At 60.2% G+C, this 11,604-nt stretch carries 7 protein-coding genes; 6 read left to right on the forward strand and 1 reads right to left on the reverse strand.

Features of this window, described 5'->3' with window-relative positions; all coding sequences use genetic code 11:
- The first annotated feature begins 171 nt into the window (after positions 1-171).
- Both PH605_RS07540 and PH605_RS07545 read left to right on the forward strand, forming a co-directional pair.
- Entirely contained in the window at positions 172-2,862 is a 2,691-nt protein-coding gene (locus tag PH605_RS07540; protein WP_142844572.1) for a DNA translocase FtsK, read from the forward strand.
- Between the two features lie 92 nt (positions 2,863-2,954).
- Positions 2,955-4,031 (forward strand): Ldh family oxidoreductase, encoded by a 1,077-nt coding sequence (locus PH605_RS07545; RefSeq protein WP_065655490.1) that lies wholly within the window; start codon positions 2,955-2,957, stop codon positions 4,029-4,031.
- A gap of 43 nt (positions 4,032-4,074) precedes the next feature.
- On the opposite strand, the gene PH605_RS07550 is transcribed toward PH605_RS07545, so the two are convergent.
- Positions 4,075-6,069: a putative bifunctional diguanylate cyclase/phosphodiesterase gene (locus PH605_RS07550; protein ID WP_142844571.1), complete on the reverse strand. Its 1,995-nt coding sequence runs from the start codon at positions 6,067-6,069 to the stop codon at positions 4,075-4,077.
- 316 nt (positions 6,070-6,385) lie between these two features.
- Between PH605_RS07550 and PH605_RS07555 the strand changes: the two genes are divergently transcribed.
- The 4 genes from PH605_RS07555 to PH605_RS07570 all read left to right on the forward strand — a co-directional run bounded on the left by PH605_RS07555 (position 6,386) and on the right by PH605_RS07570 (position 11,599).
- Complete coding sequence (locus PH605_RS07555; RefSeq protein WP_161987804.1) at positions 6,386-7,432, forward strand: class I SAM-dependent methyltransferase; 1,047 nt, start codon at positions 6,386-6,388, stop codon at positions 7,430-7,432.
- Between the two features lie 92 nt (positions 7,433-7,524).
- Positions 7,525-8,349: a bifunctional allantoicase/(S)-ureidoglycine aminohydrolase gene (locus PH605_RS07560; protein ID WP_078052735.1), complete on the forward strand. Its 825-nt coding sequence runs from the start codon at positions 7,525-7,527 to the stop codon at positions 8,347-8,349.
- 166 nt (positions 8,350-8,515) lie between these two features.
- The gene (locus PH605_RS07565; RefSeq protein WP_142844570.1) at positions 8,516-10,021 is read left to right on the forward strand and encodes a sensor domain-containing diguanylate cyclase; all 1,506 of its coding nucleotides are present in this window, start codon (positions 8,516-8,518) and stop codon (positions 10,019-10,021) included.
- Between the two features lie 387 nt (positions 10,022-10,408).
- Positions 10,409-11,599 carry an efflux RND transporter periplasmic adaptor subunit gene (locus PH605_RS07570; RefSeq protein WP_080858116.1) on the forward strand — a complete coding sequence of 397 codons (1,191 nt, stop codon included), beginning with the start codon at positions 10,409-10,411 and terminating at the stop codon, positions 11,597-11,599.
- Positions 11,600-11,604: the final 5 nt, after the last annotated feature.

Below are 11,604 nucleotides of genomic sequence, written 5' to 3' on the forward strand. Positions count from 1 at the left end.
CCGGAAAATTGATTTAACGCAATGAAATTAGGTGGTTGGGACGCCGGCGTTTCGGCCGTGTGTGCCCCGTTGCGCCTGTGGGTGGAGCGAAAATCTCCCGCGATGATCCCGTTTGGAAAGGGGTAATTAACCTTTATTTTCTATTTCAGGGAGACCGAAATATGTACGTTTATGATGAGTGTGCACGCTGCCATGAGTTTCTCCCGATCCAGATTCCAGAATTCGTCCAATAGCGTAGGGGAGGGGAGCGAGAAGGCTCGTCATGCCGGCGGCCAGTCGGTTGCCGCTCAGCAGACGGCGGGAATGAAGGCGGGCGCGGCACCTCGGCCGAATGCCGATGTCAGCGCAGCCGATGCCATTGAAGGCCGCGCCGAGATGCCCGGCTGGCAGAATGCTTTCGTGCTCGGCCCGAATGTGCGTTTTACCCGCACGCCGGAAAGCGCCTTTGCCCGGCGCATGCCGGTCGAGACACCCAATATTCCGGAAGAGGAAATTCTGGATGCCGCCCCGCCTGAAACGGTGGAGCAGGAAGCGGTGGCGCAGCAACACGCCGTGCAGCAGGAGGTTTCTGTCCCTCAACCCGTCGTGAAGCCGGCTGAACAGCGCGTGCCGCCGCCGCGCATGCCGTTTCTGCCGCAGCCGCCGGAGGCCCGGGGCGCCAGGGCGCTGACTTACAAATTGCGGCTGGAGCTTGCCCGCAAGCAGGCGGAGGAGGCGGCTGCAGCTGCGCAGATGCCGGTTCAGGAGGGTATCTCCGTAGCCGTGGAAGCGCCTGTGCCGCAGGCATCCCCGTCGGTTCAGCCGCAATCCGTCGCGCCTGCTGTCGAGGCCGCTCAGGCCGCCATTCCTGCTTTCGCCGCCCATCTGCCGGATGAGCTTTTCTGGGAAGTGATGACGCTCGATCTGCCGGGCAGTGCCGGCGAGGGCGTTTCTGCGTCCACGCGCGCCGTTCTTGCAAATTCGGTCGTCACGGCGCCAGCGATAGTTGCGCCGGTTGCCGTCTTGTCGCCGGCAGCGGCTGCAATCGTGCTTTCGTCCGAACCTCCTGTCGTCACCGTGCCGGGCGGTTCCGCAATCCGGCTTTACCGCGAGATTGGCGTGCGTCAGTCCGTCGTTCCTGCCGCCCTTCCGGTCGTGGAACAGGAAGTTGCACCGCCGCCCGTCGCTGAAGCGCCGATGGTTGTCGAGACGCCGAGACCTGTGGAGCAGGTTCAGCCGGTTGAGAGAATTGCGGCCGAGCCGCGCTTCACGCCACGCGCGCCCATCCAGGCCTCGCAGCCGATGTTCCGCGAAGCGCCTGTCTTCGCCGAGGGGGAATATGAATACCCCTCCATCGATCTTCTGCAGGAGGCCCGCGTTCAGCAGACCACGACCATGACGCCTGAAGCGCTGGAGCAGAGCGCCGGGCTTCTCGAAAGCGTGCTGGAGGATTTCGGCATCAAGGGCGAGATCATCGATGTCCGCCCCGGCCCCGTCGTCACGCTGTATGAGTTCGAACCCGCCCCTGGCGTCAAGTCCTCGCGCGTCATCGGTCTCTCGGACGATATCGCCCGCTCCATGTCGGCGCTCTCGGCCCGTGTCGCCGTCGTGCCCGGCCGCAATGTCATCGGCATCGAACTGCCGAACCCGGTGCGCGAGACGGTTTATCTGCGCGAACTGATCGAAGCGACAGACTATGCCGAGACCCGCCAGAAGCTCGCACTTTGCCTCGGAAAGACCATCGGCGGCGAACCTGTCATCGCCGAACTGGCGAAGATGCCGCATCTGCTGGTCGCCGGCACCACCGGCTCCGGCAAGTCGGTCGCCATCAACACCATGATCCTGTCGCTGCTCTATCGTCTGAAGCCGGAAGAGTGCCGTCTCATCATGGTCGATCCCAAGATGCTCGAGCTGTCCGTTTATGACGGTATTCCGCATCTGTTGACGCCTGTGGTTACCGATCCGAAAAAGGCGGTCATGGCGTTGAAGTGGGCCGTGCGCGAAATGGAAGACCGCTATCGCAAGATGTCGCGTCTCGGCGTGCGCAATATTGACGGCTACAATGCAAGGGCCGCTGCCGCCCGCGCCAAGGGCGAGACGGTGTTCTGCAACGTGCAGAGCGGCTTTGACCGCGCCACCGGCGAGGCGGTCTACGAGCAGGAGGAAATGGACCTCACGGCCATGCCTTATATCGTCGTCATCGTCGACGAAATGGCAGACCTGATGATGGTGGCCGGCAAGGAAATCGAAGGCGCAATCCAGCGTCTGGCGCAGATGGCGCGTGCGGCCGGCATCCATCTCATCATGGCAACCCAGCGCCCGTCGGTCGATGTCATCACCGGTACGATCAAGGCGAACTTCCCGACCCGTATATCCTTCCAGGTGACGTCGAAGATCGACAGCCGCACCATCCTCGGTGAACAGGGCGCGGAGCATCTGCTCGGCCAGGGCGATATGCTGCACATGATGGGCGGCGGCCGCATCGCCCGTGTCCACGGTCCCTTCGTTTCGGATGAGGAAGTGGAAAAGGTGGTCGCGCATCTGAAGACGCAGGGACGTCCGGAATATCTCGGCACCGTTACCGAAGACGCTGACGAAACCGACGAAGAGGCGGAAGAGGAAGCCGCTGTTTTCGACAAGACCGCCATGGGTGAGGACGATAGCGACGATCTTTATGAAAAGGCCGTCAAGGTGGTGATGCGCGACAAGAAGTGCTCCACATCCTATATCCAGCGCCGCCTGTCCGTCGGTTACAACCGTGCCGCTTCGCTGGTCGAGCGTATGGAACAGGAAGGCATCGTCGGGCCTGCCAACCATGTCGGCAAACGCGCGATTATCGCCGGCGAACGCTCTTCTTACGATGCCATGGGAGCGGAAGACTGATTGAGCCCTCGGGGCGCGCGATATTCGATTGCAAAAACGCGCCCCGTGAATAGCTTGTGCGGCATGGATTCTGGAATTGGGAGGATTCCCTCATGGCGCACAGCAATGAAAAAGCCACCGTTCTGGCGAGCCTGGGTGAGCTGGAGCGGTTTTGCCGCACCGTTTTTCTGGCCGCCGGCACCGATGACGAAACGGCCGATGCGGCGACCCGCGCCATGATGCACGGCACAAGGCTCGGTGTGGACAGCCACGGTGTGCGCCTCCTCGCCCATTATATTACCGCGCTCGAAGGCGGGCGTCTCAATCGGCGGCCGCAGATCCGCCGCGTTTCGGGCTTCGGCGCGGTGGAGACGATCGACGCCGACCACGCCCATGGCGCCCGCGCCACCTATGCGGCGATGGACAGCGCCATGGTGCTCGCGGAAAAATTCGGCATTGGCGCGGTGGCGATCCGCAACTCATCGCATTTCGGCCCGGCCGGCGCATATGCTCTGGAAGCGGCGCGGCAGGGCTATATTGGCCTCACCTTCTGCAATTCCGACAGTTTCGTGCGCCTGCACGATGGCGCCATGCGTTTCCACGGCACCAATCCCATCGCCATCGGTGTGCCGGCAGCGGATGACATGCCCTGGCTGCTGGATATGGCCACCAGCGCGGTGCCCTATAACCGTGTCCTGCTTTACCGGAGCCTCGGCCAGCAATTGCCGCAAGGTGTCGCCTCTGACGGCGACGGCGTCGATACCCGCGATCCCCATGCCGTTGAAATGCTTGCCCCGGTCGGCGGCGAGTTCGGTTTCAAGGGGGCCGCACTTGCGGGGATGGTCGAGATTTTCAGCGCTGTTCTCACGGGCATGAAACTCAGCTTCGATATCGCTCCCATGGGCGGGCCGGATTTTTCCACGCCGCGTGGGCTTGGGGCCTTCGTTCTGGCGCTGAAGCCGGAAGCCTTCCTGGAACGCGAGGTGTTCGACGAGGGCATGAAACGTTATCTCGAGGTCCTGCGCGGATCTCCCGTGCGGGAAGATTGCAAGGTGATGGCGCCGGGTGACCGGGAGTGGGCGGTGGCGGCAAGGCGGGAGAGGGAAGGGGCTCCTGTCGATCCCGTCACGCGGGCGGCCTTCTCGGAGCTTGCCGTAAAATTCTCGCTCAACCCGCCTGCTTATCATTAAAGCGGCCTGCGGCTGACGGCGTCGTTCCGCCGTCATCCCGTGTTCAGGCGGGTCGCAGTAGCATATTCGGGCGCGGATAGGACGCTGCCGCCGCGCCCAGCCTTTCGGCCCCGATGGGGCGACCGATATAATAGCCCTGCGCGTAGTCGATTTCCATCTGACGCACGAGCCTCAGCTGTTCCTCGGTTTCGACGCCTTCGATCAGGATCTTGTGGCCGCGATTGCGGATGAGGCGGATCATGTCCTGCAGCATCGCCCGGCCACGCGGGGTCTTGCTGTCGTGCAGGAAGGAGCGGTCGATCTTGACGGTATCGAAATCCGTCATGCGCAGCCAGGAAAGGCCGGCAAAACCCGTTCCGAAATCATCCAGCCAGATATTGATGCCGAGCGTTTTCAGGTCGTTCAGACAACGCAGCACGTCCGAATGCATTTCCATGTCGACGCCTTCGGTGATTTCGAAGGCAAGCCTGTTGCCGGCAATTCCCGCCTCCACGAGAATGGCGGCCACCGAGGTGGCGAAACCCGGATTTTTCAATTGCATCGGCGACACGTTGACACTGACGACCGCCACCTTGTCATCGGCCAGTATCTGCTTGCAGACGGTCTTGATGGTCCACAGGCCCAGTTCCATGATCGTGCCGGTGCGTTCGGCAATCGGAATGAAAATACCGGGTGCGACTGGATTGCCATCCAGCAGGCGAAGCCGCATCAGCGCCTCGACCCCCGCGGTCTCGTTGGTCGAAACGTTGAGAATAGGCTGATAGACGAGGGAAACGAGATCTTCCGCGACAGCGATTTTCAGCAGGGCGGCAATGTTTTCCGTCTCGTCGCTGGTCTGCGGATCGTCCGGGTCGAACAGCTTCATGCAGTTGCGGCCATTGCCCTTGGCGATATAAAGCGCGCGGTCGGCCTCGTTGATGATCTTTTCCAGCTTCCCGTCCGCATTGGGACGGGTGAAGGACGCACCGATGCTGACGGTGACGATGAAGGTGCCATCCCGGCGCTGGTCATGCGCAAGCGACAGGTCTTCAACGGTGTGGCGGATCGTCTCGGCAAGCTCACCCACCTGCTGCTTGGATTTGAACGGCGCCAGCACGATGAATTCCTCGCCGCCATAGCGGCCGATGGAAGCGCCATGTTCGGTGATCGCATTCTGCAGGGCTTTGCCTACCGTCACCAGGCATTTGTCGCCTTCCTGGTGGCCGTAACGGTCGTTGTATTTCTTGAAGAAGTCGACATCGATCAGGAAAACGGCAAAGCCTTCTTCCTTCCTGATCCAGTTGTCCCACAGCAGGCGCAGATGGTGGTCGATGGCGCGACGGTTCTGCAGGCCGGTCAGGGAGTCGGTATTGGAAAGCCGCAGCAGCGCCTGGCCACGTTCGTCAGCCGCCTTCTGCTGGGCCTTCGCCTCCAGCCCGTTGACGAAGACGTGGTAGCGCTCCCGGTTCAGGTTCCAGTTTACGTAAGAAGTGAAGACGAAACACGATATGTAGAAGGTGCCGAAGGCGAACTTGTAGAAGCTGTCTTCGGGAAACTGCGTTGCCGCCAGAAAATAGGTGACGAGAATAATGCCTGAAGACACCAGCGACAGATGGAAGCGGAAGGTGAAAAACAGATTGGCGCCCATCATGAAGATCGCCCCGAAAACCATGTAGTAAGACATGTTTTCGGTATTGTCGGTCAACAGCGACGGCAGTAGCCAGCCGATATAGCCCATGACGAGAGCGGTGGCGCAGGTTAGATCAAGCGCCGTGGTGCTGGCACCCTTGCTTAGCTGAATCTCCAGTGTCAGCAGGGATGACAGGACAACAATCAGACGTGCGATAATGGTGTAAAAAGCGACGTCGGGTATCAGAATGATGTCGGTTGCGGCAAACAGCAGATAGATGAAAACAGCGGTCCACAGGCCCCGCCGGATAGAACCGCGGCGGCTGCGCTCACCTTCCTGCTGGTAAAGGGCAAGGAGTTCATCAGAAAACCGGGAGTCCGGCCGCCGATAGTCTTGCTGTCCACTCACCTCTCCCAATGTGTGCTTCATGCACTTTCCCATAGTGTTGCGTATACTTTATTAAGTAACTGCTTATTCCACTTTTCCGTGTGCTGTCGCACCCAGTGCGGGTTCCCGTCGATCTCTGCCGATGCGTGCGGAGAACATGGAAAGGAAGAACGCATCATACGTTCGCAACATTAAGTTTCACTAAATCGCGTATCTGCTTTCTCCCGTCCTCACGAGTGTGACCAAAAAAATACGCTAATTTACTAATGTATCCCTACACCGCTCAAAAATCGAAAGCGAGTGGCCTTCCGCCTCCCAGAAACGTATAGTTAACAATGTGTTAATACTGGAGGCTGAAGTGGTGCGGGTAAAGAAGAAAAATCTTGACGGGGCAAGTCTGATTACCCCGGATACTGTCGCAAAAGAGATTTTTGAACGCAGAACGGAAACATTCGATGAGCAGTTCGCCGTTGCGAAAGCAGAGATTGCGCTCATTCTCGAATTGGCACAGCAGCAGTTCGACAATCGTATTTCAGCACGTGAGATAATACATAGAACGGCGGGCGCACTGCATGGTCTGCGTGAGAAGCTCCACTCCAGCGTGTGGGCTGAACTGATTCCGCTGGTGCAGAATCACCCTGTTTCGGTCCATTTTCTGGAGGACCCGTTCACGCGCTGGTCTTTCGAAAAGCCGCGGGGTTATTCGGGCGATGCGCAGCTGCTCGATTTCATTTATGGCCACGACAGTGTTGCCGAACTGGTAAATAAAGCCACGCCGCTCGGTGCGGCCCTTTACGACTACACGAAGGATGCCAGTTCCTCGGTCGCCGTGCGCGAGCGGCGCGATTTGCTGACACGGTTCGTCGATGAAGCTGCGGCCCGGCATGGTAGTGAGACGGAAATCCTCACCATCGCTTCCGGCCATCTGCGTGAGGCGGATGCCTCCGTGGCGCTGAAAGAGGGCAAGATCAAGCGCTGGGTGGCGCTCGATCAGGACCCCTTGAGCGTCGGTTCCGTCGCCCGCGATTTCAACGGCAGCTGCATCGAGGCGATCGACGGTTCCGTGCGCGATATCGTCCTGCGCACGCAGGAACTCGGCACTTTCGATCTGATCTACGCGGCCGGTCTCTACGACTATCTGAACGACCGCGTGGCGATCAAACTCACGCGGCGCTGCATGGAAATGCTGAAGCCCGGCGGCATGTTCCTCTTCGCCAATTTCTCGGAAGACATCGTCGTCGACGGTTACATGGAAACCTTCATGAACTGGGCGCTGCTGTTGCGCTCCAAGGCGGATATGTGGCGAATCGTCAACGCCAGCGCCGATCCTGCAGGCATCGAGGCGGATGTGTTCTTCGGGGAGAACCACAATATCGTCTACGCTACGATGCGTAAGAAGGCGTGACATCCTTCGGGCCAGTCTCTGCTTGCCAATAACCATTTGATTAAACGCCGGCGCGGGCCTAAGAATCCGCGCCGAATGCGTTGCAGAATGGAATGGCTGAAATGAAGAGATATTATTCGGATATGGGTGGTCTGCCGGGACAGACGGAACTTCTGTCGAGCAAGGCGGTGTTCAAGACCGCCTATGCGGTCATCCCCAAAACCGTAATGTCCGATATCGTGACGAGCGTGCTGCCGCACTGGACCGGCACCCGGGCCTGGATCATCGCCCGGCCAATGACGGGTTTTTCCGAAACCTTCGCGCAATATATCGTCGAGGTGCAGCCGGGCGGCGGCAGCGACCGGCCGGAACCGGACGCAAGGGCGCAAGCGGCGATCTTCGTTGTCGACGGCGAAATGACCGTGGAATTCGAGGGCGTGCCGCATGCCTTGCGGGAGGGCTCCTTCGCCTTCCTGCCGGCCGGTTCCCGCTGGCAGCTTCGCAATTCGGGCAAGGCGCCCGTCAAGTTCCACTGGGTCCGCAAGGCGTTTCAGGCGGTCGACGGGCTGGAGCCGCCGCCGGCTATCTTCACGCATGAGGATGAGCACGCTTTGTCGGCCATGCCGGATACGGACGGCAAATGGGCGACGACCCGCTTCATCGATCCTGAAGACGTGCGTTACGACATGCATCTCAACATCGTTACCTTCGAGCCGGGCGCGACCATTCCCTTCATGGAAACCCATGTGATGGAACACGGCCTTTATGTGCTGGAAGGCAAGGCCGTCTACCGGCTGAACGAGGACTGGGTGGAAGTGCAGGCGGGCGACTTCATGTGGCTGCGCGCCTATTGCCCGCAGGCCTGCTATGCGGGCGGGCCGGGCCGCTTCCGTTACCTGCTCTATAAGGATGTGAACCGGCACGTGAAGCTCTGGTAACGGGCGTCATATCGGCAAAACCCATGAATTATCGCGCAATCCGGCGGTTTGCGCGATAAATGCTTGCGTTAGATCGAATATCACTAATAAATCCGGTTATGGGGACGGCTATCGCCGTTGCGCACCGTTTCGGCATTCGCCTGCTATCCTTGAGAAGACCTCCCGTATGAATGAGATAATCGATACCAATGTCTTCAATCTTGCCCCCGTGGCGATGTGGATCGAGGATTTCAGCGAGGTGAAAAGCCAGTTCGATATCTGGCGATCGCAAGGCGTCGAGGATATCCGGGCGTTTCTTCTGGAAGATTTATCGAGGGTGGCGGCCTGCTCGCAGAAAATCCGCGTGATCAAGGTCAACGCCAGGACGCTGGAACTGTTCGAGGCCCGCGATCAGGCGCATCTCGTCGACAATCTACACCGGATTTTTCGTGACGACATGCTGGAGAGCCATGTGAACGAGCTTTCCGAGCTCTGGGCGGGCAAGACGGAATTCACCAGCAACGCGGTCAATTATTCAATCGGCGGCAAGCGGCTGGATATCCAGTTGCGCGGCGCGGTCATACCCGGCCATGAAGAAACCCTCGGGCGGCTGCTTTTGACCACCGAGGATGTGACGGAGCGGGAGGAGGCGCGCCGCAAGGAGCTTCTCAACCGCCGTTACGCCGAAGGCATGTTCAAACATTCGCCCGTTTCCCTGTGGGTGGAGGATTTCAGCCGGGTGCGGCGGCTGATCGAGGAGGTGAGGGAGCGCGGCATTATCGATTTCCGCGTGTTCATGGATGTCCATCCCGAATTCGTGCGGCAATGCATGAGCGAAATCCGCGTCATCGACGTCAACCGCGCCACGCTCGACCTGTTCTGCGCGCCGGACCGGCAGGTTCTGTTGCAGCGGCTTGGCGATATTTTCCGTGGCGAGATGGAAAAGCCGTTCCGGGAACAGCTGATGGAGCTTTGGAACGGCAATCTCACCCACCATCGCGAGGTGGTGAATTACGCGCTTGACGGTTCGGAGCGGCATGTGCTCCTGCACTTTTCCGTCTTCCCCGGCCATGAGCGCGACTGGTCGCTGGTGCAGGTGGCGCTGACGGACATTACCGCGCGCAAGAAGGCGGAGGCCTATCTCGAATATCTCGGCAAGCACGATGTGCTGACCAAGCTACACAACCGTGCCTTCTATTCGGATGAGCTGAACCGGCTGGAGCGCAGCGCGCTCAGGCCGGTTTCGGCCATCGTCATCGATCTCAACGGCCTGAAGGACGCCAATGACAGGCTGGGACACGATGCTGGCGACGCATTGTTGCGGCGTGTGGGCGAGGTGCTGAACGGCGTGGTGACAGCGCCGAACCATGCGGCGCGCATCGGCGGCGACGAATTCGCCATACTTCTTCCCGGCGCCGACAGGCAGGTGGCCGCCGCCATGGTCGAGACCGTTTATGAGCTGTTGAAGATCAACAACCAGTTCTATTCCAGCGCGCCGCTCAGCCTGTCACTGGGCGTGGCCACGAGCGAGGTCGGAGAGACGATGGAATCGCTGGTACGCCGCGCCGATATGAACATGTACGAGCAGAAGAACGCCTATTATGCGGCGCTGCGCAACAGATCCGCCGACAATAACGACACGACGAAACCCGGCCCGCAGCCGGAAGCCTCCTCGCTGAAGCGTCTGTCCTAAGGGGTAGTGAGGGTGTCGTGGGGCATTCCCTCAGCCCCATGCCGAAGATCTAGTCACGTCGAATAAAATCAATCGGTTGCAGATTCTCGGGGCAAGCCCGAAATGTCTATCCCCGGAATCTAAACCGTGCAGAGGTGGTTTGGTCGCGACGGAAACAGCGGAGAGCTTCATCCGTCCGGCTGTCGCCTCCGGCTCGTCGCGATATGTCCTGCCTCGAACGCCAGTTAGTCCTCCATTCCCGAATTACAGCGCTTTCCGCAAGCCGTCTCACGCACCTTCACAAGCGCGTGAGACGGCTTTTGCACTGCAACAATTTCATTGCCGAAATTTTACATACGTCTTAGTATGTATGTAAATGTGACATTTTTTATGGATTCGGAGCGCAGTATGGCGAAGAGATTGGGGCAGATCGCGGCGGTGTTGTTGACGGGCATCGTTCTTGTCGGATGTAGCGATGAGCAGGCGTCTGCGCCCGGCGCGCCGCCGCCCGGTGCGGTGAAGGTCGTGACGGTGAGCCAGGAAGAACTGCCCATCACCAACGAATTGCCAGGACGCATTGCGCCGACGCGGCTTGCCGAAGTGCGCCCGCGTGTCTCCGGCATTATCGTGGAGCGGGTGTTCGAACAGGGCTCGCTGGTCAAGGAGGGCGATGTTCTCTACCGGATCGATCCCGCGCCGTTCCAGGTGCGTGTCGACAGCGCCGAGGGCACGTTGCGTCGGGCGCAGGCCGCGCAGCTGCAGGCGCGGCAGACGGCCGATAGACAACAGCAGCTGCGCCGTTCCAATGTCGGTTCGCAGCAGGAATTCGACAACGCCATCGCCCAGCTGGCGCAGGCCGATGCCGAGGTAGCCGTGGCCGAAGCCGGTGTCGCGGAAGCGAAGCTCAATCTGCAATATGCCGAAGTCAAAGCCCCGATCAGCGGCCGCATCGGTCGCGCGCGCATTACCGAAGGCGCCCTCGTCAGCGCCACGGGCTCTGAAAATCTGGCGACGATCCAGCAGCTCGATCCGATCTATGCCGACTTCACCCAGCCGGCGGCCGATCTCATTCGCCTGCGCAAGGCCCTGCAGGATGGTAAGCTGATGACCGGCCCGAACGAGGCAGAAGTCAACCTGCTGTTCGATGACGGCAGCCGTTACCCGCTGCCAGGCCGCCTGCTGTTTTCCGAAGCGGCGGTGGATGAAACCACCGGTCAGGTGACGCTGCGCGGTGAGTTCCCCAACCCGAACGGCGATCTGCTGCCGGGCATGTATGTCCGTGTGCAGATCCAGCAGGGTATCCAGAAAGCGGCCTTCGCCGTGCCGCAGCAGGCGGTTCAGCGCGATGCCGGCGGGCAGGCGAGCGTGCTTGTCGTCAATGCCGAAGACACGGTCGAGCAGCGTCGCGTCAGCGTCGGCCGTTCCATCGGCGATCGCTGGGTGATTTCCGAGGGCCTGAAGGATGGCGACCGCGTCGTGGCCGAAGGTTTCCAGAAGACCGCTCCGGGCGCGAAAGTGAAGCCGGAACCGTGGTCCGATGAGGCCGATGTCGCCACCGCCGCTGACAGCGAGAGCGCGGCTCCGGCTGCGAAGCAATAAGGACC

Source organism: Agrobacterium sp. CFBP 3001 (genome assembly GCF_027871605.1).
Taxonomy (GTDB): domain Bacteria; phylum Pseudomonadota; class Alphaproteobacteria; order Rhizobiales; family Rhizobiaceae; genus Agrobacterium; species Agrobacterium leguminum.